Origin of the sequence: Ottowia sp. VDI28 (genome assembly GCF_049532675.1) — a bacterium.
In the GTDB taxonomy this organism is placed as follows: domain Bacteria; phylum Pseudomonadota; class Gammaproteobacteria; order Burkholderiales; family Burkholderiaceae_C; genus Ottowia.
In genome coordinates this window covers 4,081,555-4,104,528 of sequence record NZ_CP149820.1, presented here as the reverse complement: position 1 = coordinate 4,104,528, position 22,974 = coordinate 4,081,555, and the positions used below count along the sequence as shown (strand labels likewise).

Sequence of the window (22,974 nt, the reverse complement as noted above, 5' to 3'; positions counted from 1 at the left end):
CCTTCCAAGGCCCCCTGGATTCCCGCCTGCGCGGGAATGACGGCTATTGACGGTCAGTTTTTACTCAAGAGCGCTCTAGCGGCCGTGGAACACAGGGTCGCGCTTCTCGACAAAGGCTCGCAAGCCTTCTCGGCCGTCCTGGGTGTCGTAGCAGATGTTCTGCGCCGCGGTTTCCCGGTCCAGCGCTTCACGGATGCCGCCCTGGTGGTATCGCTGAAGGGCGCGCTTGGCCAGCCGGATGGGCAAGGGCGCGTTGCGGGCAATGACCGCTGCCATGGCGAGCGCCGAGGGCATGACCTGCTCCGGATCGACCACGGTGTTGACCATGCGCAGGTGAAGCGCCTCCTGGGCGTCCACGATGGCGCCGGTGTAGACCAGCTCGCAAGCCTTGGCATGGCCGACGATCTGCGGCAACAGATAAGTGCCGGCGTAGTCGGGCATCAGGCCACGCAACACGTGCGATTGGCAAAAGCGCGCCGTGCTGGAGGCAATCCGGATGTCCGCAGCCAGCGCGAGGTTCATGCCGGCGCCAAAGGCCGGGCCATTGACCGCCGCGATGACCGGTTTGCGGGATTCATAGACCGACAGCAATGCCGCATCGCGCGGCGGATCGGTCTTGTCCTGCAGCGGCCGGCCTTCGTCGGACTCAAGACCGGCCAATATCCATTTGAGATCACCGCCCGCGCAGAAGCAATTGCCGGCACCGGTCAGGATGATGGCGCGGGTGGCATTATCAGCGTCCGCTGCCGCCATGGCTTCCACCAGGTCTTCGCGCAGGCCTTCGCCGAGGGCATTGCGGCGCTCCGGGCGGTTCAAGGTCACGATGGAGACCGCGCCCTCGCGCTCAAGCAGCACCTTGCCGAAGACTTGCCGCTCTATTGGGGCGGTGCCATGTTCGCCCGAGCTCACGCCTGGGCGCTCCGGCACTTGTACATGTTGGAGATGAGCATCGAATGCACCATTTCTCCGCGCTGGTTCTTCACGATGCGCTCGCAGGTGACGATGCCCTTGGTGCCGCTGCTCGTCAGCTTCTTCTCCGTGGGCGTGATCACCGCATGGATCGTGTCCCCTGACTTGACCGGCAGATGCATGCGCCAGTTGTCCAGCCCGGTCATGGCGATGATGGTGCCGTCATTGATGCCGCTCAGGCACTGCAGTCCTCCCACGATCGCCAGAACCAGCGGGCCGTGCGCAATGGGTTCGCCATAGGACTGGGTCTTGCAGAATTCGTGGTCGATGTGGGGCGCGTTGTGGTCGCCTGAAAGGCAGGCGAAGTTCACGATGTCCGTGAGTGTCACGGTACGGCGGGAGGTGATGATGGCTTTGCCGATCTCGAAATCCTCGAAGTACATGCCGCGGGGCTGGCGTTCTTCGGTCTGGCTCATGGGTTTTCCTGTTGAGAGGGTTGATGGAATTTGGGGTAGATCTTTTGGACGAGCGGGCCGTCCAGCCGCCAGGCATGGCACTGGCCCAGATAGTGAGGACGGCCCCCGGGGCTCTGTCCTTGCTTTTTCGTTTGCTGGGCATGCCAGGTCGGAATGGTCTGCAGAGCAGCGGTGGCCAGGTTGGCCAGCAATTCACGCAGGTGCGTGCAGCTTTGGATCCCGCCAATCCGCTCAGTGATGGCACGCCGCCAGCCGGATCCGATGCGGGCGCCCACCATGGGCTTGAGGCTCGTTTCGACTTCAAGGCACGAGCCGAAAGGCGTGCTCATCATCCTGGCGCTGACATCCTGCACCGTCAAGTCATCGTCCAGTGTCAGGGTGATCGCCATGTGATGCACCGATGCTTGAGCCGGCAGCAGCCCCGTCGGCGTTTGAGTGTCGTAGTGGCGGTAGTCGCGCAGCTCGGCCTCGATGTCCCAGAGGCCGTCTTGGCGGCGGTAGCCGTTGTATTCCACCGACCGTGTGTGCAGGCGCTCCCGTGCACAGGAGGTGGGTGGGGTTTGATCCTGATGGTTCATTTTTATCAATGGTTGATCCAAAGATTGTATAGTTGCATGCCAGGCGCTGGCAAATTGAATGCGCCGAATCCATTTTGAAAGGTCTTCATGAGTACTTCGCCTTCTTCCGCCGCCGGCCCGCTGGCGGGTGTCCGTGTCATCGAGTTCGCGGGCATCGGCCCGGGGCCCTTTGCCTGCATGCTGCTGTCTGACCTTGGCGCGGAGGTCATTCGGGTGGATCGGCCTGGGGCGAACTTGGGCGACCAACTGGATATCGTGGGGAGAGGGCGCAAGACTGTGTTGCTGGATCTGAAGAATCCTGAAGACAAGGCGCAGGTAATGGAGCTTCTGGGGCAGGCCGATGTCCTGGTCGAGGGCTTCAGGCCTGGCGTGATGGAGCGTCTGGGCTTTGGTCCGGATGCGGTGGCGGGGCGCAATCCGAAGCTCGTCTACGGCCGCATGACAGGATGGGGCCAGGAGGGCCCTCTGGCACAGGCGGCGGGCCACGATATCAACTACATCTCGATCTCGGGCGCGTTGGCGGCCATCGGCGAGAAGGACCGGACCGCGGTGCCTCCATTGAACCTGGTGGGAGATTACGGTGGCGGCAGCCTGTACCTGGTGGTGGGCATTCTGGCTGCGGTGCTGGAAGCGCGGCGCAGTGGGCAGGGGCAGGTGGTGGATGCGGCCATCTGCGACGGCGTGGTGTCGCTCATGACGTTGTTTCAAACGCAGCGTCTGCGCGGCACGTATGAAGAGACACGGGGCGCCAACATGCTTGATGGCGGGGCCCCATACTACCGCGCCTACGACACGGCCGATGGCAGTCAGGTGTCGGTAGGGGCGATCGAGCCCAAGTTCTTCGAGCTGCTGTGCGAGAAGCTCGGTGTGCCCGAAGAGCTTCGCCAAGCCCAGAACGACCGCGCACGCTGGCCGGAAATGGAGGAGACGCTAGCGCGGATTTTCCGCACGCGCACCCGGGCCGAATGGTGTGAATTGCTCGAAGGCTCGGACGCTTGTTTTGCGCCTGTGCTCACCTTGAGCGAGGCTGCCCGCCACCCGCATATGCAGGCACGCGCCGCTTTCCAGGAGCTGGATGGCGTGATGCACACCGCGCCTGCACCCCGTTTCTCGAGAACACCGGCACGCATTCAGGGGGCGGCACCCAAGCAGGCGGTCACTGTGGGTGACGTGCTGTCGGGTTGGCGGTAACGGAGTTGCGCTAGTTCGCTCGGGAACTCTCTAGACGTCATTCCCGCCTGCGCGGGAATGACGAGACCAGAGTTATGCCGAACTGCTTTCACAAATCCAACGTCAGCTCGGGGCTGTGCGAGCCCGAGCAACAGGCCATGACGCAGCGCCCGCTCTCGCGCTCGTCATCGCTCAAGTACTCATCGCGGTGATCAGGCGATCCCCCGATCACGTCGACGCGGCAACTGCCGCAGATGCCCTGTGTGCATGAAAAAGGCACGTCGATACCGGCTTCCAGCAGGGTATACAGCATAGTGCGCCCCGCCGCCACCGGCAGGCGCCGCCCGCTGCGCGCCAGAACCAGCTCATAGCTGCCATTGGTGGCCGGAGATTGCGTGGCGTTGAAGCGCTCATGGTGGACATGCTGCGAAGGCCGTGAGGCGCAGGCTTCCAGCGTGGCATCGATCAGGCTTTGAGGCCCGCACACGTACACATGGCTGTCGAGCGGAGCCTGCCTGGCAATGCCCACCGGGTCCAGGCGGGCGTCGCCCTCGGCCGTGCAATGGAGATGCACTTTCCCGTGTCCCAGCGTTTCCAGGCTCCGCAGCTCCCGCTCAAACGCCAGATCCCGTTTGCGCCGGGTGGTGTAGTGCAGCGCCCATGAGCGCTTCAGCTCGTTCAATCGCGCTGCCATGGGCAGAAGCGGGGTGATGCCGATGCCGCCAGCCAGCAGAACGGTGAAAGGAGCGTCTTCGGCCAATTCGAACTGGTTACGCGGCCCATGGACCTCCAGGGCCATGCCCACCCGCGCCGATTGGTGCAGCCAGCGTGAGCCGCCCCGGCTGTCCTGGGCATGCTTCACCGCGATCCGGTAGCGGTCCCGGCGGTTGGAGGCACCTGTCAGCGAATAGCTGCGGCGCGGGCCGCCGGGTATCTGGATGTCGATATGGGAGCCGGCGCTGAACGAGGGGAGCTCGGCGCCATCCGGTGCCGCGAGATCGAAGGAAAGGGTGTCGTTCGCCTCCAGGCGGATCTGGCGGATGTGCAGGGACAGGGGCGTCATGGGTGAGAAGTGCGAGGAGATGCGGCAAGCCGGGCAATTCACATTGCTTTGATGCTCGCCTAATGGTAGGATTTGTCAATGGTACAACCAAAAGGAAATAATTGAAATGCTGAACCGCGAAGACAACGAGCGTTTGGTGCGGGTGGGGCCGGGCACCGAGATGGGGCGCTTGATGCGGCTGTACTGGATTCCCTTTCTCCTGGCCCGCGATGTGCCGGCCGACGGGCAGCCATACCGGGTGCGTCTGTTGGGCGAAGACCTGGTGGCGTTCCGGAACAGCGAGGGAAAGGTGGGGCTGGTCGACCACGCATGCCCTCATCGTGGCGCCCCCCTGGTGTTTGGCCGCAATGAAGAAGGCGGGGTGCGCTGCATTTACCATGGGTGGAAGTTCTCGGTGGAAGGACGCTGCCTGGAAATGCCGGCGGAGCCCGCCAACTCACCCATGGTGGCCCACATGCGCATCAAGTCGTACCCCGTGCGTGAGCGCAATGGCGTGCTCTGGACCTATATGGGGCCAGAGCCCGAGAACGCGCCTGAGCTTCCCTCCGTGGAGTGGAACATGGTGCCGGAAGAGCAGGTGGCGCTGTCGGTGCGGGTGCAGGAGTGCAATTGGCTGCAGGCGCTGGAAGGGGAGATCGATTCCGCCCACGCAGCCATCCTGCACGGCCGGGCGGACAGCAAAGGCGTGATCAACCAATGGAAGCAAGCCCAGGATCTGGCGCCTACCTTCGAGTGTTCGGTGCACGACGCAGGCGTGAGCATCGCCTCCCGCAGGCGGATGGATGAAGGCAACCACTACATCCGCGTCAATCAGTACCTGATGCCGTTCTGGACCCTGGTGCCGCCGCAAAGCCAATTCCCGGAACTCAGCGGGCATGCCTGGGTGCCGATCGACGACGAGCACACCTTGTGCCTGATGTTTTCCTATCACCCGGATCAGCCGTTCTATGAAAAAACCCGCAAACTGTTCAAAGAGGGGCATGCGGGCCGGCAGACAGGGCACTCGTCGCAGGACTCGTTCGAGCAGCGTCCTTGCAGCGAGCCTTATCACAACTACTGGAGTGTCTTCAACCGAGGCAATGCCTACCAGTTCAGCGCGGAACTCGCGAAGAAGCATAACGCTGGCCTGCCTGGGCTGTGGGTGCAGGACGCTGCCTGCCAGTCGGGTGTCGCACCGATCTACGACCGAAGCCAAGAGCATCTGGGAACGACCGATATCGGCATTGTCCGCATGCGGCGCGTGCTGCTGGACGCTCTGAAGCGCCTGGCGGCAGAAGACCGTGTGCCCGCTTCGGCGACCGACCCGGCGCAGTTTCTCTGGCGGGCCATCTCCATCACTGTTCCCGCGCAAGCCGATTGGAAAGCGCATGGCGGTGAGTTCATGAAAGCCAAGCTCGGCGAAGGTTTTGGCTATCAACCCTAAAGGTTCATAAGAGTTCACAAGAGTTCATACAAGTGGAGACAACATGGCGAACATTGACTTGAACCGCCGCCGGGTGGCCGCCGCGGCTGCCTTGCTGGCTTTGCCCGCTGTGCGGGCGTGGGCACAGGGCTATCCTTCACGCCCGATCCGGGTGGTGGTGCCGTACCCCGCTGGCGGCTCGACTGATCAACTGGCCCGGGCCATACAACAGCCGATGCAGGAGCTGTTGGGCCAGCCGGTGGTGATCGACAACCGCGCGGGCGCGGGGGGAACCATCGGAACCGATGTGGTGGCCAAGGCCGCGCCCGATGGCTACACGCTGGCGTTTGGCAATACCGGCCCCAACGCCGTGGTGTCGCTGCTGCGCAAGGTGCCCTATGACCCTGTGCATGATCTGGCGCCTATTTCCACGGTAGCGCTCACGCCCATGATCCTGGCGGTGCCGGCGGACAGCCCGGCACGCACTCTCAAAGAGTTCCTGGCTTATGCCAAACGCGAGGGAGACAAGCTCAACTACGGCTCGGTTGGCAATGGATCGCTCTCGCACCTGACGGGTGAGCAGTTCAACGACCAGGCTGGCCTCAAGCTCAAGCACATCCCGTACAGCGGAGGAGCTCCCTTGTTGGCGGCATTCGCCGGCGGGCAACTGCAGGCCGCTTTCGTGACAGGCCTGGACGGCGCCTCCATGCTGGCATCGGGCAAGGTGCGCTACCTGGCCGTTGCAACACCCAAGCCCACTGACGTGGTTCCTGGCCTGCCCGCCATCGCGGAGGAGGTACCGGGTTTCGCCGCCACGGCATGGTTTGGCCTTCTGGCGCCCAAGGGGGTGCCTGCCGACATCCTTGCCAAAGTGCACGGGGCCGTGGTGGCGGCCGTGGCGAGGCCGGAGGTGCGCAAGATCTTCATCGACCGCCGTATCGAACCGCACAGCAGCACACCGCAGGAGATGGAGCAGCGCATTGCGGGAGAGATGAAGCACTGGGGTGAAGTCATCAAGAAGGCGGGTATCACTATATGAAAAATGGCCCCCACGCTTCCCCACTTCGTGTGGTCCGCTGCCCCCAGGGGGAGCTTTTCATCTTGGGAGCGGCCCGGCGATGAAAAATATCCGAACATTGCGCGGTCAGGTGGCCGTGGTGGGTGTCGGAGAAACCGTGTATTACAGGCACGGACAGTCGCCGGATGCCGAATTCAAGCTGGCGCTCAAGGCGATTCTGTCCGCCTGCGCCGACGCTGGCATGGATCCTCGCCAGATCGATGGATTTGCCTCCTATAGCGACGACCGGAGCGAAGCCACGCGCCTGGCGGCCGCGCTAGGCCTGCCGCGATTGCGATCCAGCACCATGCAGTGGGGCGGCGGCGGAGGAGGCTGCTGCGCGGCGGTCGCCAACGGCGCGGCGGCCATCGCCACCGGGCAAGCCGATTGCGTAGTGGTGTTCCGCTCGCTGGCGCAAGGCCAGCATGGGCGGTTTGGCCGGACGACCGGGGTCGATACCGTGTCGGGAGAGAAGTCATACCTCATGCCATACGGTGTGCTGTCTCCACCGCAACGCTTTGCCATGCGCGCGCAGCGTTACATGCATGAGCACGGTGTCCGCCAGGAAGCCCTGCGCGCGATCGCGCTGGCTTCCTACCAGCATGCCCAGGCCAACCCTCGCGCCGTGATGCATGGCCGGCCGCTCGATGAGGCGCGCTACGACGCTTCCCGCTGGATCGCCGAGCCTTTCCACCTGTTCGACTGTTGCATGGAGAACGATGGCGCGGCGGCGCTGATCCTGGTGGATGCCGAGCGTGCGCGCGATTTTCCCCACAAGCCCGTGTACCTGCTGGGGGCTGCCTCCGGCTCGGGCTACCGGTTCGCGGCCCACCCGCACAACTCGCCTGAATATGCCTCGGCCAACTTCGGGACGGTGGCGCAGGATCTGTACGACATGGCGAAAGTCACTCCGGCGGACGTGGGGGTGGTGCAGAGCTATGAGAACTTCACCGGTGGTGTGGTCATGGCGCTGGCCGAACATGGTTTCTTCAAGCCTGAGGAGGCCAACGAATTCCTCACCCTGGAAAACCTGACCGCGCCCAGAGGGCGGCTACCCTTGAACACCAGCGGAGGCAATTTGGCTGAATGCTATATGCATGGCTTTGAACTGGTACTGGAGGCGGTGCGCCAGGTGCGCGGCACCTCTGTCAACCAGGCGCCGCGCCATGACGTGGCGCTGGTGGTGGGCGGCCCCATGGTGGCGCCTGTCAGCAACCTGATGCTTGGATCGGAGGCTGTGCTGTGAGCGCCGTTACACCAGTGACTAAGTCCCTGCATTCTCAAACTTACTTGCCCGCGGGTCTTCCCATTCCAGTACCCGAGCCTGACGGCCTTTCCGCGCCCTACTGGGCAGGTTTGCGCGAAGAGCGCTTGCGGGTACAGCGGTGCCGCCATTGCGGTACCTGGCAGTTCGGCCCGGAGTGGATCTGCCATCAATGTCACGCGTTCGATCCCGATTGGGTCGAGGTGGAGCCCAAGGGGCGCATCTACAGCTGGGAGCGTGTTTGGCACCCGGCGCACGCCAGCCTGAAGGAGCATGGGCCCTATCTCGCGGTGCTGGTGGAGTTGCCGCATGCCGGCCTGGTGCGCATGGTGGGTAATTTGCTGGGCGATCCCCTGCAAACCGTGAACATCGGTGCGGAGGTGAAGGGCGTGTATGAGCACCATGCAGAGGCCGATCCGCCGTTTTCTCTGCTGCATTGGATTCTGGAATGAGCGTTGGTGAAGCCACGGCGCCCGACCTCATCGTCGTGGGCGCAGGGGCTGGTGGAATGACGGCGGCCCTGGTGGCCGCCCTCGAAGGACTTTCCGTCGTGCTGTGCGAAGCCAGCGGGCAGGTGGGCGGTACCACCGCCACCTCCGCTGGAACGCTCTGGCTTCCGGGTAATCGGCAAGGTCAAGCGGCCGGCCATGCCGATACGGTGGGGGCTGCACGCGAATACCTCGGCGCCCTGATCGGGCCACTGGATCCCAGAGGGCGCCGTGCTGCTTACCTGGCCACTGGCGACGAGGCCTTGAGCTATCTGCAGGCCCGTAGCGCCGTGGCGTTCGCGAGTTCAGGCAAGCATCCTGACTACCTGCCTGATCTGCCGGGCGCCGCCGTCAGCGGCAGAGCTGTCTCGCCTCTGCCATTTGACGGCCGTCTGCTGCGGCGGGACTTCGAGAGAGTCAGGCCTCCCTTGCCCGAGTTCATGGTGCTCGGCGGCATGATGATCGGCAAGGCGGATATCACGGCCTTGCTGAACCGGTACCGCTCATGGCGCGATTTCAGCCATTCAGCCCGGCTGGTGCTGCGGTATGGGGCCGATCGCTTGCGCTACTCGCGGGGCACGCGGCTGGTGATGGGCAATGCCTTGGTGGCACGGCTGTTCTACAGCCTGCTGCAGGCGGGGGTCGATGTCCGCTTCAACTGGCGCTTGCAGGAGCTGACACGAGAAAAAGGCCGCGTGACGGGCGCGCGTTTCGAATGCGAGGGCCGCACCCACGCGCTGCTGGCACGCCATGGGGTGGTGCTGGCCACAGGCGGGGTAGGCCACCATGAAATGCTACGCCATGAGCTGGATGGCGGCGGCCTGAAGGTGTATCCCATCGCGCCGCCCAGTGTCCGAGGCGAAGGCGTAGCGGCGGCGCGCGGTGTGGGAGCGGGTATTGAGCGCCATACCGGTAACTTTTTCTGGCAACCTGTTTCCCAGGTGCCGAGATCCGATGGCAGCACCGGTTTGTTTCCGCATCTGTTCCTGGATCGGGCCAAGCCTGGGCTGGTGGCCGTGAATGGCCAGGGGCAGCGCTTCGTCAACGAGGCTTCTTCCTACCATCACTTCGTGGAAGGCATGGTAGCGGCGCGCGCGGTGCCGGCGTATCTGGTCTGCGAGGCCGCGTTCATCCGCCGCTACGGCCTGGGCGCGATCGCGCCGCAGACGACCAACCTGAAGCCGTGGGCGGCCAGGCGCTACTTGACGGTCGCGCCTACGCTGACCGAACTGGCCCGCCAGTTGCAGATGCCCACCGGCGCTTTGGAAGCCAGCATGGCCAGCTACAACGAAGGCGCGCGGGCGGGCGTGGATCCGGAATTTGGCAAGGGCTCGTCGGTATTCGACCGTTTCAATGGAGATCCTGACCACGCGCCCAATCCCTGCCTGGCGCCGGTCGAGAACGGTCCTTTCTGCGCCATGGCCGTCTGGCCTGGTGACGCGGCCTCCAGTGCAGGGCTGGTCACTGACGTTCACGGCTGCGTTCTGGATGAGACGGGTGAGCGCTTGGAGGGGCTATATGCCTGCGGCAATGACGCGGCCTCCGTGATGCAGGGGTACTACCCGGGGCCAGGGACCACGTTGGGGCCTGCCATGGTGGAGGGCTACCGGATTGCGCGGTATGTGCGGGGCTCCTCTCTCGAATGATTTCCCCTGGGACCGCCAAGCTCCAGCTTGGCATTCGGGGTATCTGCAAGCGCTGCATGCCAAGCTGGAGCATGGCGGTCCCAGGAGGAACGCATGGAGCCGCGAAGTATCAAGTCCCCTTTTGCCATTCCCTGCAACACCCGCATGCGACAAATAGTTGCGCTGCAGGCGTTTGAGGCTGGCTTCCATTTCGGCCACTGCCGCATCGGCATCGCCCGCAGCCATATGCTTGAGAAAGCGCTTGCGTGAGGGGGGAACGAAGGTGTTCTCGTATTCACCGATCGTCTGGATGAACTTGGCCAGCACGTTCAGCAAGCCATCCATCACGATGACCATGATCGGGTTCTGGGTGATGGCCGCGAGCTTGCGGTGAAAATCCAGGTTGATCTTGGCCCGGTGCTGGAAATCACCTCGCTTGGTCGCTTCTGCCGCATCGTCGACGTTCTGTTGCAGTGCCTGGATATCTTCCGGGGTTGCCCGGCGGCAGGCTTCACGCACGATCACGGACTCAAGCCAGATCCTCGCTTCGGTCAACTGATCGGGCGTGATGGTGCCGACGTGATAGAGGTCCATCAGGCTGGTGGAGATGGCGTCTCCGGAGCCTTCGCTGATGAAGGCGCCGCCGCTGGCGCCTTTCTGCAGGCGAATCAAGCCTGCGTGCTCCAGTGAGCGCAGGGCTTCGCGCAGCGTGTTGCGCGAAACACCGAATTGCAGAGCCAGTGTGCGTTCGGCGGGCAGGCGGCTGCCGACTTTCAGGCGGCCGTCTGCCAACTCGGCACGGATCTGGTTGGCGATTTCCTCGAACGCCCGGGCGGTTCTCACTGCCTGGAACTGAGGGGTAGGCGGCTCGGAAGCCAGGCTGATCTGGGTTTTGGAGGGGGTTGGCATGTAGGGGTATCGTCAAAGTGGTGAACGCGGACCCGTTTTGCGAGCGGGTGTGCGCTTGGTCGTGGCGCGCTCGTTCTCGCTTTCGAGGTAGTCGTTCACCAGGAGCAGGTGTTTCGTCATCGCTTCGGCCGCAGCCTGGGCATTGCGTTCGCGCATGAGCAGAAGCACCTTGCGGCGGACGCTCATGATGTCTTTGCGGGGATTGGGCCCCACTTGCGCCAGCATGCCGCGGATGATCTCGGAGAGCGCTTCCACCATCATCACGATGATCGCGTTGTGCGTGGCGAGCGCGATCAGCTCGTAGAAGCGGATGACCGACTTGGAGTTCCTGGAGCCGCCGCCGGTCTCGAAGAGCTCCGTGTGATAGATGATGTCCGCCTCGATGGCGTCCAGATCTTCCGGGGTGGCCCGTTCGCAGGCCAGCCGGATGGCGGTGGCCATCAATTCGACACGGGCTTCCGTGACATTGGCAATGGAGACCTGGCCCAATGCGACCATGTCTTGCACCACCTGCTTGATACCCGAGGTGTTGCCGCTGTGAATGAAGGCACCGCCATTGATACCGGTGCGCACCTCCACCAGCCCGGTCACCTCAAGGCTGCGCATGGCCTCGTGGACAGCCGTGCGGCTGATGTTGAACTGCTCGGCCAGTTCCTTTTCGCTGGGCAGCCTGTCCCCAGGACGAAGCTCGCCTCGGCTGATGCGGTCCCGTATCTGGTCGCAGATCACCTCGAACACCCGCCGGGTGCGCACGGGCTTGAACGAGGGGCCTTCGGCCGGGGCGGGCGTGGTCACGGTCTTGCGGGCCACGGTACTTTTGGGCATTGGATCAACCTCTTTACTCTCTGAGGAGATGGTAATACAGCGCGCAGCCGCGGCGTTCTTTCGGGATGCCTTTGTTGGTTGTCTGGATCATTCTTTTAATATATCATTGGTTCAACCATATTAATGAAATTGATTTTTCCGGAGAAGCCATGAACCTGGAGTTGGTGCCCGCGCAGCAAGCGTTCCGGGACGAGGTGCGGTCTTTCATCGCGCAGCGTCTGCCCGCAGAGATACGCGAACGCTTGAAGGCCGGGCATCCGCCCCGCAAGCAGGACGTCGTCACATGGCAGCGGATTCTCAATGAGCGCGGATGGGCCGCTCCCCACTGGCCTGCCCGGTACGGCGGGGCCGAGCTGGGTCAGGCCGAGCGCCTGATCCTCATGGATGAGCTCTACAGGGCGCCCGCGCCGTTGCCTCAGGTATTCAACATCACCATGCTGGGGCCGGTGCTCATGAAGTTCGGCACGCCCGAGCAGTGCGAGTACTTTCTGCCCAAGCTGGCCAACCTGGACATCTGGTTCTGCCAAGGGTTCTCCGAACCGGGCTCGGGCTCGGATCTGGCTTCGCTGAGGACCAAGGCGCGCCGCGAAGGCGATCACTATGTGGTCAATGGCCAGAAGATCTGGACCACCACCGCCCACTGGGCCGATTGGGTGTTCGCGCTTGTGCGCACCGATCCCGATGCGCGAAAACAGGAGGGCATTTCCTTTCTGCTGATCGACCTGAAATCGCCGGGTATCACGATCCGTCCCATTGTGTCGATCGACGGCGAGCATCATCTCAATGAGGTGTTTTTTGATGACGTGCGCGTTCCAGCAGCCAATCTGGTGGGGCAGGAAAATCGCGGATGGGATTGCGCCAAGTTCCTCCTGGGCAACGAGCGCACGGGTATCGCCAACGTGGGTTTGTGCCGCGAAAGGCTGGAACACGCGAGGGATCTGGCCTTGCGGACCAGGGAGGCAGGCGTTCCTTTGATCGAATCGCCTCAGCTGCAGGCGGAGTTGGCGTCCCTGGACGCCGAGATCCGGGCGCTGGAAATCACCAACTGGCGCTTTTTGCTGACGCCCTCGTTGCAGCAGGCGCAACCTGCCTTTGCCTCGATTCTGAAGCTCAAGGGCGTGGAGCTGCAGCAGGAGGTCAACGCGCTGCTGGCGCGATTGGCCGGGCCAGCGGGACTGGAGCGCAGGCCAGCCGACGACGTGGCGCATGGGCCGCTGACACCGCGCTACTTCTATTCGCGCGCGGCCAGCATCTATGGCGGCACCAGCGAAGTCCAGAAGGACATTCTGGCCAAGTCGATTGTGGGCTAGGGCGTGTTCACACTAAATTCACCCCCGCGTGAAGTTCTGGCGAGCCGCAATCAAGGCGCAACCCACAGCCGGGTTGGACACCCGGCGAGGAGTTGCAACGCCGAGTGCGGTTCGCCAGAACCTCACCCTTCGGGCCGGTGCCTGCCGGGCCGTATTGCCGCGTTGCGCCTCTTGCCAAGGATCGCTACCTTGGCGGCAAGGCGCGCTTCGCACTACGCCCCGGCAGACACCGGCGCGGGGGTGAATTTAGTGTGAACACGCCCTAATGGAGCAAGACCGTGAATTTTGAACAGACCGATGAACAGCGCGCCCTGCAGGACAGCCTTTCGCGCAGCCTCAGATCGCGTTATAGCTTCGAGCAGCGCCGGGCTTATGCCGCAAGCGAGGCGGGGCATGATCCCAAAACCTGGGCGCATTTGGCCGAAATGGGTATCGTGGGCCTGCTGATGGCGGAGGAGAACGGCGGCATGGGCGGCCGGGTGGAAGATCTCATGCCGGCCATGGAGGAAATGGGGGCGGCGCTGTCGCTGGAGCCCGTGCTGGCGGGCGTGCTGGCGGCGACGGCCCTGGCCGGAGCCGCTTCGCCTGCGCAATGCGACCGCCTGCTGCCGGACGTCGCCGCGGGCCGCAGGGTGCTGGCCTGGGCGCACGGCGAACCCGAGGGGCGCCATGCGGCCTGGTGGGTCGAGACGAAGGCGCACCGCGAGGGGCAGGCCTGGGTGCTGGACGGTGTGAAATCCCCCGTTCTGAACGCACCGCAAGCCGGGGCTTATGTGGTTTCCGCGCGTATCGAGGGTGCGCCGGCGGACCGCCACGGGTGCGGGCTGTTTCTCGTGGAAGCCGACGCTCCGGGTGTGCATGTGCGGCCGTTCCGTCTCGTGGACGATCAGATGGCGGGAGAGATCGTGCTCACGGGCGCGCCAGGTGAGCCCCTGGGGGATGTGCTGGATGGACTCCGGGCAGCGCAAGCCGTGGAACGCGCCCAAGGTGTGGGCATAGCTGCCCTATGCGCTGACATGGTGGGCGCCATGCAGGCGGCCTATCGCCTGGCGGCGGACTATCTCAATACGCGCCAGCAGTTCGGGCGGGCCATCGGGCAAAACCAGGCATTGCGGCACCGCGCCGCGGAGATGCTGGTCAGCCTGGAGATGGCGAAGAGCATGAGCATGGCCGCGGCCGCGGCGATGGACAACCCGGATGCCGCGGAAGCGGCTCGCGACGTGCACCGCGCCAAGCTGTCGGTAGCCCGGCACGCGCGGCAGTTGGCGCAGAGCGCCATCCAGATTCATGGCGGCATAGGCATGACCGAGGAGTACGCTGTGGGGCACTATCTGCGGCGCATCCACGTCATGGATCAATTGCTGGGAGATGCCGGCGCCCATGCCGCCAGGCTGGCTGGCCTCTTGGCGGCTGCCTGATCCGTTGTCACCCATTTCTTCAACTTTGCCAAAAGTAGTATTTCCATGAGCGAGTGCATGATCTATCTGGACGAGCGCGGTGTCGACCGCGCGGACGTCATTCGCAAGGCGGCCCGGGCGGCCACCGGATTCAGCCAGGCGGGCATAGGCGAGGGCGATGCGGTTGCCTTGCTGCTTCGCAATGACTTCTCCTTTTTCGAGGTGCTCCAGGCCACGGCAATGCTGGGGGCCTATGCCGTGCCGCTCAATTGGCACGGCAAGATCGAAGAGGTGCTCTATATCCTGGGGGATGCCCGTCCCAAGATACTCGTGGCTCATGCCGACCTGCTGGCGCCCCTGCGGGACCGCTTGCCCAAGGACCTGCGCCTGCTGGTGGTGCCGACGCCCGCGGAAATCCAGACACGTTATGGCATTTCGCAGGCGCAGAGCGAGGTGGCGGCGGGGGATGCCTGCTGGAACGATTGGTTGGACGGTTTTGAACCCTGGACTGGTGAGCCCAAGCGCAGCCGGGCCACCATGATCTATACCTCGGGTACCACGGGCCATCCGAAGGCCGTTCAGCGCGAGCCCGCCACGCCGGAGCAGACAGCCACCTATGCGGAAATGCTCAAGCAGGTGTATGGCCTGAGCCAGGGCGTGCGGGCTCTGGTGACCGGTCCGCTCTATCATGCTTCGCCGAACGCCTACGGGCGGCAGGCCTTCGGTCTGGCCGAGGTGCTGGTCATGCAATCCAAGTTCGATGCCGAAGAAACGCTGGCGCTGATCGAGAAGCACCGGATCACGAATGCCGTGATGGTGCCCACCATGTTCGTGCGCATCCTCAAGCTGCCGCGCGAGGTGCGCGAACGTTATGACCTGAGTTCGCTCAAGTGGATCACGCACACGGGAGCGCCCTGTCCGAGGGAGATCAAGCAGGACCTCATGGCGTGGTGGGGGCCTATCGTGTATGAAACCTACGGTGGCACCGAAGTGGGCATGGCCACTGTGGCCACACCTGAGGATTGGCTGGCGCATCCGGGCTCGGTGGGGGTGCCGACACTGGGTACCCGCATTGCGTTCTATGGCGAAAACGGCGAACCCGCCCCTGAGGGCGAGCCTGGTGAGATCTACATGCGTGTGCCGGCCTATGCCGACTTCACCTATCTGAACAATCCGCAGAAGCGCCGCGACGTCGAACGCGATGGGCTCATCAGCGTGGGCGATGTGGGGTACCTGAAGGACGGCCGCCTCTATCTATGCGACCGCCGCTCCGACATGGTGATCTCGGGGGGTACCAACATCTACCCCGCGGAAATCGAGATGGCGCTGACGCAGTGCCCTGGCGTACAGGACTGCGCGGTGTTCGGCATCCCTGACGACGATTTCGGCGAATCGCTGGCTGCGGCGGTGGAGCTGATGCCGGGCGCGCAAGTGACGGTTCAGGAAATCCAGGCGTTCCTGGAGACCCGCCTGGCCAAGTACAAGGTGCCCAAGCGCATTGATTTTCACGCTACCTTGCCGCGCGAAGACAGTGGCAAGATTTTCAAGCGGCGCTTGCGCGATGTCTTCTGGCAGCAGGCCGGGCGCAAGATTTGAGGCTTCGGTTCTGCCGGCTGGGACCGCCAAGCTCCAGCTTGGCATGCGGCGTTGGATGGGGGCGCTGCTGCCAAGCTGGAGCTTGGCGGTCCCAGGGGGAGGCCCCTGGGCTTAGGCTTACTGCAGCTTGATATCGTTCTCGCGCACGATCTTGCCCCACTGCTGAATATCCGTGGTGATCTGCTTGCTGAACTCTGCGCTGCTGTTGCCAACGGGTTCGAAGCCCATTTCGAAGATTTTGGCCTGCACATCGGGCAATGCGGTGATGCGCTGGATTTCCTTGGAGAATTTCTCGACGATGGCTGCTGGCGTGCCCGCTGGCAGCAGAACACCGCCCCAGCCGGGTAAATTCACTTCGGGGTAACCGGCTTCCGCCAGTGTGGGAACGTTCGGATAGGACTTGATGCGGTTGGGGTTGGCCATCGCGATGATCTTGACCTTGCCTCCGCTCAGTTGCCGGCCGTAGAAGCCCACTGAACCGTAGGCCAGGTCGATGCTACCGTTGATCAGGTCCGGGAAAGCCGCGGCCTCTCCCTTGTAGGCCACATGCTTGATCCGCATGCCGGCGGCTTTGTTCAGGCCTTCGCCGATCACGTGGGCGCCCGATCCGACGCCATAGGAGCCGAACGAGAGTTTCTCTGGCGATGCCTTGGCCAATTTGACGACCCCTGCCAGGTCATTGGCCGGCAGGTCGGCGCGGGCCGCCATCACAATGGGAAATGAGGCCACCATCGAAACCGGCACGAAGTCTTCCGCTTTGTATTGCGGGTTGGGCTGGAGCACCAGATTCTGAGCAAAACCGCTGATCGTGAACAGGGCGGTGTATCCGTCGGCGGGCGCGCGGGCCACGGTCGTGGTGGCCAGGATGGTGTTGGCGCCTGGGCGTGGATCAACGATGACCGACTGGCCCCAGGCCTGACCGAGCTTTTCCGCCACTACGCGGGCGAGCAGATCCAGATTGCCGCCAGGCGCGGTGGGAATGACGAAGCGCACGGGTTTGCTGGGGAATTTGTCTTCGGCATAGGCGGTTGCGCCCAGCAGCAGGCCAGCGGTCAGGGCGATAAGGGTACGGCGATGGGCAATGAGGTTCATGGCTTGTCTCTGGTTTTGTGGTTCAACCATTATATGGATGAAGATTAAATAAAGGAATCAGGGATGAGGTCGCTTTCGGGGCAATCGCTGTACACGGAGAGATCGGTGATCCCTTGGGTGCGCAGTACTTCCTCGTCGATGCAGAAATGGCCGCTGAAAGAGCGGTCGCGGGTAAGAATGGCGTGAGCGGCATCTCCCATGATGTCGGGGCGGCGCGTGCGCTTCATGGTGGTGTCGCCGCCCAGAATGTTCTGTACGGCGGCTGTGCCGATGAAGGTGCGAGGCCATAGGGCGTTGAAGGCCACCCGGCCGTGGAATTCACCCGCCATGCCGAGCACGCACATGCTCATGCCGAACTTGGCGATGGTGTAGGCCACATTGGGCTTGAACCAGCGTTCCTCCATGTTCAGCGGAGGTGAGAGCATCAGTACGTGCGGGTTGCCGGCTTGAAGCAGATGCGGCAGGCAGGCGCGGGTGACAAGGTAAGTGCCGCGCGTGTTGATGCCGTGCAGCAGGTCGAACCGCTTCATATCGGTTTCCAGCGTGCCCGTCTTGCTGATGGCGCTGGCGTTGTTCACGCAGATGTCGATCCCGCCGAAGCGGGCCACTGCCTGATCGACAGCGGCTTGCACCTGGTCTTCGTGGCGGATGTCCACCGCAAGAGGCAGTGCTTGCCCTCCTGCAGCCTCGATGGCGGCGGCTGCCGTATGGATGGTGCCCGGCAGCTTGGGATGGGGTTCGGCCGATTTGGCGGCGATGACGACGTTGGCGCCATCGCGCGCGGCCCGGAGTGCGATGGCGAGGCCAATGCCCCGGCTGGCACCGGTGATGAACAGGGTCTTGCCCCGGAGTGTGCGCGGATCGTTCATGGTTTCACTTTCGGAAATCCCCGGAAGGGCGGCGCTTGCTTGGCCAACAAGGCCTCGATGGCGGCTCGTGGCTCAGGCGAAGCGAAAGCCGCGGCCTGGCTGCTGGCTTCCAGGGTGAACATGGATTGCTGGTCCGAATCGAGCGACGCATTGAGTGCGGCCTTGGTCAGAGCCAGGGCGGTGGGCGCGGCCTGGGTCAAGCTCCGGGCGATCTGGCGCGCGCGTTCTTCCAACTGCTCGCTGTCATGCACCTCCATCACCAACCCCAACTGGCGCGCTTCCTCGGCATCGACTTCGCGGGTGGAGAACATCAGTTCCTTGGCGCGCTGCAAGCCCACCACGCGCGGCAGCAGGTATAGCGCCCCCAGGTCTGGTACCAGGCCGAGGCGCAGATGGGCCATGGAGAAGCGCGCGCGGGGCGAAGCCAGCACCATGTCCGCGCACAATGCCAGCGCGAAGCCGGCACCCATGGCGGGGCCGTCCACTGCAGCAATGACCGGACGTCCCAGATTCAGCATGTCCTGAGTGAAGCGCAGACCGCTCTTGATGCGCCGTTGCCAATAGTGGGCACCCGAATCCAGGTGCTCGTGCAAGACATGCAGATTGCCGCCCGCGCAGAAGGCGCCTGGCGTACCCGCGAGCACCAGCACGCGGATGCCGGGATCCTGCCGGACCTGCTCCAGCACGCTCATGAGGTCAGTGCGCAACTCGTTGTCGAAGGGGTTGTGTTTCTCCGGCCGGGCCAGACGGATCCAGCCCACGCCGTCGGTCACTTCGAAGGCCAGGGTGTTCATGCCTTGCAGTCTCCGGCGGGAGTGAACATGGGGATCATCTGCCCGTCCTCGGCGGGCTTGAAGACCACCTGCACGGCCTGGCCGATGCGCACCGTATCGAGATCGCAATCGACGATGTTACTCAGCACCGTGATGCCTTCATCCAACTTGATGTAAGCGATGGCATACGGGACGGGGCCGGCCTTGCGCGTGACACTCACGCTGTAGATCTCTCCGCGGCCGCTGAGGGTTTCCCATTCGGTATCTCCCTGGCAGAAGGGGCAGAGAGGGCGGGGATACCAGTGCAGCTTACCGCACGACTGACAGCGCCGCGTGGTGAGGCGGCCCTCGCGGGCGGCTGCCCAGAAGGCGGCGGTCGAGGCGTCGGTGAGAGGCGCGGCCAATGGGCGTTCAACGTAGGGGGTACTCATGCGTCATTCCCTTTCCATGATGAGAGTGGCGCTGCCATGGCGCGAGCCGAGCAGGCCGCCGGTGCCCTGGGCGAGGGCGAGGTGGCAGTTGGGAACTTGCACCTTGGGGTGGGCTTCGCCGCGCAGTTGGCGCACGGCCTCGATCACCTTGGTGATGCCGCCCCGGTTGGCCGGGTGGTTGTTGCACAGGCCGCCGCCATCGGTGTTGAAGGGCAGCTTGCCCACGCCGGAGATCAGGTTGCCGTCGGCCACGAACCGGCCGCCTTCACCCTTGGCGCAGAAGCCCAGGTCTTCCAGCTGCATCAGCACGGTGATGGTGAAGCTGTCGTAGATCGAGGCATATTGAATGTCGGAGGGCTTGATGCCGGCCTCGGCGAAGGCCGCGGGGCCGGTGATGGCCGCGCCGGACCAGGTCAGATCCACCTGGCCGCCGAGCTGGCCCTTGATGGTTTCAGCGCCTCCCAGCACATTGACCACGGGGCGCTTTAGCTTTCGCGCGATCTCGGGGCGGACCACCACCAGGGCGCCACCGCCGTCGCTGACTACGCAGCAATCGAGCTTGTGCAGGGGGTCGGCGATCAGGGGCGAGGCCAGCACGTCCTGTACCGTGACCGCGTCGCGCAGCATGGCATGGGGGTTGTGCTGAGCGTGTGCGGCGGCGGCCACCTTGATCCAGGCCAACTGTTCAGGCGTGGTGCCGTATTCGTGCATATGCCGCGCGGCGGCGAGGCCATACATGTTGACCGTGACGGGGCCGTAGGGCATTTCCCAGGGCACATCGGGCGTGCTGGCGGTCACGAGGCGCTGCCCCACGCCCACGCCGCTGCCGCCTTCCGTACGGGGCCGGCCGGCCAGGGTGATGAGCGCCACGTCGCATTTGCCCGCGGCAATGGCCTGGGCGGCGTGGGCCACGTGGATCAGGTAGGCCGATCCACCGGTGTCCGTGTTGTCGATGTGGCGCAGCTGCGTCAGGCCCAGGTAGTCGGCCATGCTGTTGGCGCCCAGGCCGGGCGCATCGCCCGCGCAGAAATAGCCGTCTACGTCGGCCAGCGTCAAGCCGGCGTCTTGCAGCGCGCCGCGCGCGCATTCGGCGTGCAATTGCGCCACGGTCTTGTCTGGCGCCTTGCGTGTGGGATGTTCATAAGCACCTGCAATGCAGGCCTTGCCCTTGATGGTCATGTGTGCTCCGGCAGTTGACGGGAAAACGCGGCGTAGAATATCATTGGTTCAACCATCAAGCAAGGAGTTAGGTATGAATCCCATCGTTTCCCTCGAAGGCCGGACCATCGTCGTGACAGGTGCGGGGCAAGGTATTGGCAAGGCCCTGGTGGAGTCGGTCATCGGCCTGGGCGGCAATGCCGTGGCCGTGGATCTCAATGGCGAAACGCTGGGCGCAGTGGCGTCGGCGCTGCCTGCCGGGCGCGTGCTGGCGGTGCAGGGCAGTGTGGCGGATCCGGCCCTGGCGCAAAGCGCCGTCGCTGACGCGGTGGCCAAGTTCGGCGCTGTGCATGGATTGGTCAACAACGCGGGCATCATCCGCCCCGCGATGATCGAGAAGATGACCGATCAGCAATGGCAGGATGTGATCGACGTGCATCTCACGGGCTCGTTCTATTGGACGCGCGCGGTTGGCCAGCACATGCTGGCGCGCGTAAAGGGCGGCGACAAAAGCGGCGGCGCCATCGTCAATATTTCATCCGATGCGGGGCGCAAGGGGTCGATCGGGCAGATCAACTATGCGGCGGCCAAGGCCGGTTTGCTGGCCATGTCCATGACCATTGCCCGTGAATGGGGCCGCCACAATATCCGCGCGAACTCGGTGTGCTTTGGGGTGGTGGAAACGCCCATGACCGAAGTGGTGCGCGGCGAGAAATTCCGCGACGGCATGCTGGCCCAGATCCCCATGGCGCGCTGGACGACACCTGAAGAAGCCGTCAAGGCCGTGTGTTTCCTGCTGTCCGACGGGGCCAGCTACATCACCGGCCAGCACCTCGGGGTCAACGGCGGTTTCCACATCAGCCTGTGAACCTCGGCATGAGTGAAGAACCACTGGTGGTCCTGGAGCGCCACGCGGGTGTGGCGGTTTTGACCCTGAACCGGCTTTATGCCAAGAATGCCTTGGACCCGGTCACCACCGATGCGCTGACGGCCCGTCTGCGCACCTTGCGGGATGATGAAACCGTTCGCGCCGTGGTGCTGACAGGCGCGGGCGATGATTTCTGCGCGGGCGGCGATGTCAAGGCCATGGGGCAGGGGGTGAAAGAAGCCCCGAGCAGCGGCGGGCCGGCATGTCGCGCTATCACGATCTGGCCCGGGCCATGGCGGGGTTGGACAAGCCCGTGGTGGCTGCCATCGATGGCGTGGCCTATGGAGCCGGTTTGAGCCTGGCGTTGTGGGCCGACATCGTTCTGGTGAGCGAACGGGTGCGCATGGCCATGGTGTTCCACCGTATCGGCCTGGTGCCTGACGTGGGGGCCTGGTATACGCTGCCGCGCGTGGTGGGCTTGCAGCGCGCGAAGGAGCTCATCTATTCGGCGCGTGAATTTGGCGCGCAAGAGGCTTTGAGCATGAACCTGGCGCTTGAAGCGCATCCGCCTGAAGCCTTGCGGGCACGCGCGCTGGAGATCGCGCACAGCTTCGAGGGTGCTTCGGCGGTGGCCATGAGCCTGTCCAAGCGGGCGCTGCAGGCTTCCTTGCAGACCGATCTGGAAGCCATGCTCGACATGGAAGCCTCGGCGCAAGCCGTGGCAGGCAGCAGTTCATATACCCGTGAAGCGGTGCGCCGCTTCGCCGCGCGAGAGCCGGCCCAGTTCCGCTGGCCGGCGCGTTCCTCCTAATTTTCTTTTCCTCACTCCATGTTCGACTACGACAAGACCAAGGCCTGGCGCTCCGGCGAGGTTCACCACACGTTCACAGCCCGCGACACCATTCTCTATGCCTTGGGCTTGGGCGTGGGCAGCGACCCGCTGGATAAACAGCAGTTGCGCTATGTCTACGAAAAAGAACTGGTGGCACTGCCTACCATGGCGGCGGTGCTGGCTTCACCCGGTGCCTGGATGCGCGAGCGGACCGAGCTGGGAATCGACTTTCTTCGGCTGGTGCATGGCGAGCAAGGCGTAAAGATCCACCAGCCGCTGCCGGTAGCCGGCACCGTGCTGGGCGAAAGCCGCGTGACCCGCATCGTCGACAAAGGCGAAGGCAAGGGCGCGGTGATGCACGTCGAGAAACTCCTCAAGGATGCCGCCAGCGGCGATTTGCTGGCCACGGCCGAGCAAGTGCTGTTCCTGCGGGGCAATGGCGGTTTTTCTGGCGGCACGGGCGGCGACGCGCCGGCTGCCGCGCTGCCGTCGTTGCCTGAATCGGCTCCGGACGCCGTGCTGGAGCTGCCCACGCGGCCCGAGGCGGCGCTGGTGTACAGGCTGAGTGGAGATGTGAATCCTCTGCACGCCGATCCCGAAGTGGCTGCCAAGGCGGGTTTCCCCAAGCCCATCTTGCACGGGTTGGCCACTTGGGGCAACGCGGGGCGCGCGGTGGTGCAATTGTTCTGCGGGCATGAGCCCACGCGCCTGCGCGGTATCCGTGCGCGCCTGACCTCGCCGGTCTACCCGGGCGAAACGCTGGTGTTCGAAGGATGGCGTGTGGCCGATGGGCACGCGGACGGCGAGGTCGCCCTCCGCGTACGCGTGAAAGAGCGCGACGTGGTGGTGCTGAACAATGGCCGCGCTCAGGTGACCGGATAA

23 protein-coding genes and 1 pseudogene are annotated in these 22,974 nt (G+C 64.0%); 13 read left to right on the top strand and 11 right to left on the bottom strand.

The features are described from left to right. Window positions 1-75: 75 nt before the first annotated feature. From WJU18_RS19465 to WJU18_RS19455, 3 genes are read right to left on the bottom strand one after another with little or no spacing between them, the layout of a single operon-like run. Entirely contained in the window at window positions 76-909 is an 834-nt protein-coding gene (locus tag WJU18_RS19465; protein ID WP_423454916.1) for an enoyl-CoA hydratase/isomerase family protein, read from the bottom strand. Next, on the bottom strand, window positions 906-1,385 hold the full coding sequence (locus tag WJU18_RS19460; RefSeq protein ID WP_423454914.1) for a MaoC/PaaZ C-terminal domain-containing protein: 480 nt from the start codon (window positions 1,383-1,385) through the stop codon (window positions 906-908). Before WJU18_RS19460 ends, WJU18_RS19465 begins: the two co-directional genes overlap by 4 nt. After that, complete coding sequence (locus WJU18_RS19455; RefSeq protein ID WP_423454912.1) at window positions 1,382-1,963, bottom strand: DUF2889 domain-containing protein; 582 nt, start codon at window positions 1,961-1,963, stop codon at window positions 1,382-1,384. The genes WJU18_RS19460 and WJU18_RS19455 overlap by 4 nt, the downstream gene beginning before the upstream one ends. Window positions 1,964-2,050: 87 nt before the next feature. Between WJU18_RS19455 and WJU18_RS19450 the strand changes: the two genes are divergently transcribed. Beyond that, complete coding sequence (locus WJU18_RS19450; RefSeq protein ID WP_423454910.1) at window positions 2,051-3,154, top strand: CaiB/BaiF CoA transferase family protein; 1,104 nt, start codon at window positions 2,051-2,053, stop codon at window positions 3,152-3,154. Window positions 3,155-3,242: 88 nt separating this feature from the next. On the opposite strand, the gene WJU18_RS19445 is transcribed toward WJU18_RS19450, so the two are convergent. After that, window positions 3,243-4,196, bottom strand: a complete 954-nt coding sequence (locus tag WJU18_RS19445) for a PDR/VanB family oxidoreductase (protein ID WP_423454908.1) — start codon at window positions 4,194-4,196, stop codon at window positions 3,243-3,245. A 106-nt stretch (window positions 4,197-4,302) separates the two neighbouring features. Between WJU18_RS19445 and WJU18_RS19440 the strand changes: the two genes are divergently transcribed. The 5 genes from WJU18_RS19440 to WJU18_RS19420 all read left to right on the top strand — a co-directional run bounded on the left by WJU18_RS19440 (window position 4,303) and on the right by WJU18_RS19420 (window position 10,053). After that, complete coding sequence (locus WJU18_RS19440) at window positions 4,303-5,619, top strand: Rieske 2Fe-2S domain-containing protein (RefSeq protein ID WP_423454906.1); 1,317 nt, start codon at window positions 4,303-4,305, stop codon at window positions 5,617-5,619. Window positions 5,620-5,662: 43 nt separating this feature from the next. Continuing rightward, window positions 5,663-6,637, top strand: coding sequence for a Bug family tripartite tricarboxylate transporter substrate binding protein (locus tag WJU18_RS19435; RefSeq protein ID WP_423454905.1), 975 nt, complete (start codon window positions 5,663-5,665; stop codon window positions 6,635-6,637). A gap of 79 nt (window positions 6,638-6,716) precedes the next feature. Further along, window positions 6,717-7,901, top strand: coding sequence for a thiolase C-terminal domain-containing protein (locus WJU18_RS19430; protein ID WP_423454904.1), 1,185 nt, complete (start codon window positions 6,717-6,719; stop codon window positions 7,899-7,901). Window positions 7,902-7,945: 44 nt separating this feature from the next. Then, on the top strand, window positions 7,946-8,371 hold the full coding sequence (locus tag WJU18_RS19425) for a Zn-ribbon domain-containing OB-fold protein (protein ID WP_423454902.1): 426 nt from the start codon (window positions 7,946-7,948) through the stop codon (window positions 8,369-8,371). Beyond that, window positions 8,368-10,053 (top strand): FAD-dependent oxidoreductase, encoded by a 1,686-nt coding sequence (locus tag WJU18_RS19420; protein WP_423454900.1) that lies wholly within the window; start codon window positions 8,368-8,370, stop codon window positions 10,051-10,053. The genes WJU18_RS19425 and WJU18_RS19420 overlap by 4 nt, the downstream gene beginning before the upstream one ends. A 186-nt stretch (window positions 10,054-10,239) precedes the next feature. Here the strand turns inward: WJU18_RS19420 and WJU18_RS19415 are convergent. Together WJU18_RS19415 and WJU18_RS19410 are read right to left on the bottom strand one after the other, a co-directional pair. Further along, a pseudogene (locus WJU18_RS19415) lies at window positions 10,240-10,941 on the bottom strand (FadR/GntR family transcriptional regulator); the annotation flags it as partial. Window positions 10,942-10,953: 12 nt separating this feature from the next. Further along, window positions 10,954-11,766, bottom strand: coding sequence for a FadR/GntR family transcriptional regulator (locus WJU18_RS19410; RefSeq protein WP_423454899.1), 813 nt, complete (start codon window positions 11,764-11,766; stop codon window positions 10,954-10,956). A 149-nt stretch (window positions 11,767-11,915) separates the two neighbouring features. On the opposite strand from WJU18_RS19410, the gene WJU18_RS19405 reads away from it, so the two are divergent. From WJU18_RS19405 to WJU18_RS19395, 3 genes are all read left to right on the top strand, one after another. Continuing rightward, on the top strand, window positions 11,916-13,076 hold the full coding sequence (locus tag WJU18_RS19405; RefSeq protein ID WP_423454897.1) for an acyl-CoA dehydrogenase family protein: 1,161 nt from the start codon (window positions 11,916-11,918) through the stop codon (window positions 13,074-13,076). 278 nt (window positions 13,077-13,354) lie between these two features. After that, window positions 13,355-14,494, top strand: a complete 1,140-nt coding sequence (locus WJU18_RS19400) for an acyl-CoA dehydrogenase family protein (protein ID WP_423454895.1) — start codon at window positions 13,355-13,357, stop codon at window positions 14,492-14,494. A 45-nt stretch (window positions 14,495-14,539) separates the two neighbouring features. Then, the gene (locus tag WJU18_RS19395) at window positions 14,540-16,069 is read left to right on the top strand and encodes an acyl-CoA synthetase (RefSeq protein ID WP_423454893.1); all 1,530 of its coding nucleotides are present in this window, start codon (window positions 14,540-14,542) and stop codon (window positions 16,067-16,069) included. 117 nt (window positions 16,070-16,186) lie between these two features. Here the strand turns inward: WJU18_RS19395 and WJU18_RS19390 are convergent, their stop codons facing one another. From WJU18_RS19390 to WJU18_RS19370, 5 genes are read right to left on the bottom strand one after another with little or no spacing between them, the layout of a single operon-like run. Continuing rightward, window positions 16,187-17,161 carry a Bug family tripartite tricarboxylate transporter substrate binding protein gene (locus tag WJU18_RS19390; RefSeq protein WP_423454891.1) on the bottom strand — a complete coding sequence of 325 codons (975 nt, stop codon included), beginning with the start codon at window positions 17,159-17,161 and terminating at the stop codon, window positions 16,187-16,189. Between the two features lie 44 nt (window positions 17,162-17,205). Next, on the bottom strand, window positions 17,206-18,030 hold the full coding sequence (locus tag WJU18_RS19385) for an SDR family oxidoreductase (protein ID WP_423454889.1): 825 nt from the start codon (window positions 18,028-18,030) through the stop codon (window positions 17,206-17,208). Further along, a complete protein-coding gene (locus WJU18_RS19380) occupies window positions 18,027-18,824 on the bottom strand; it encodes an enoyl-CoA hydratase/isomerase family protein (RefSeq protein WP_423454888.1) in 798 nt (265 codons plus the stop codon). The genes WJU18_RS19385 and WJU18_RS19380 overlap by 4 nt, the downstream gene beginning before the upstream one ends. Then, a complete protein-coding gene (locus tag WJU18_RS19375; RefSeq protein ID WP_423454886.1) occupies window positions 18,821-19,234 on the bottom strand; it encodes a Zn-ribbon domain-containing OB-fold protein in 414 nt (137 codons plus the stop codon). The genes WJU18_RS19380 and WJU18_RS19375 overlap by 4 nt, the downstream gene beginning before the upstream one ends. 3 nt (window positions 19,235-19,237) lie before the next feature. Beyond that, on the bottom strand, window positions 19,238-20,413 hold the full coding sequence (locus tag WJU18_RS19370) for a thiolase domain-containing protein (protein WP_423454884.1): 1,176 nt from the start codon (window positions 20,411-20,413) through the stop codon (window positions 19,238-19,240). A 73-nt stretch (window positions 20,414-20,486) separates the two neighbouring features. Between WJU18_RS19370 and WJU18_RS19365 the strand changes: the two genes are divergently transcribed. Genes WJU18_RS19365 through WJU18_RS19350 form a run of 4 tightly spaced genes read left to right on the top strand, consistent with a single transcriptional unit; the run spans window position 20,487 to window position 22,974 of the window. After that, the gene (locus WJU18_RS19365; RefSeq protein ID WP_423454883.1) at window positions 20,487-21,260 is read left to right on the top strand and encodes an SDR family NAD(P)-dependent oxidoreductase; all 774 of its coding nucleotides are present in this window, start codon (window positions 20,487-20,489) and stop codon (window positions 21,258-21,260) included. A gap of 8 nt (window positions 21,261-21,268) precedes the next feature. Further along, the gene (locus WJU18_RS19360) at window positions 21,269-21,616 is read left to right on the top strand and encodes an enoyl-CoA hydratase/isomerase family protein (RefSeq protein WP_423454881.1); all 348 of its coding nucleotides are present in this window, start codon (window positions 21,269-21,271) and stop codon (window positions 21,614-21,616) included. Beyond that, window positions 21,523-22,071, top strand: coding sequence for an enoyl-CoA hydratase/isomerase family protein (locus WJU18_RS19355; protein WP_423454879.1), 549 nt, complete (start codon window positions 21,523-21,525; stop codon window positions 22,069-22,071). The genes WJU18_RS19360 and WJU18_RS19355 overlap by 94 nt, the downstream gene beginning before the upstream one ends. Window positions 22,072-22,089: 18 nt before the next feature. After that, window positions 22,090-22,974: a MaoC/PaaZ C-terminal domain-containing protein gene (locus WJU18_RS19350; protein WP_423454877.1), complete on the top strand. Its 885-nt coding sequence runs from the start codon at window positions 22,090-22,092 to the stop codon at window positions 22,972-22,974.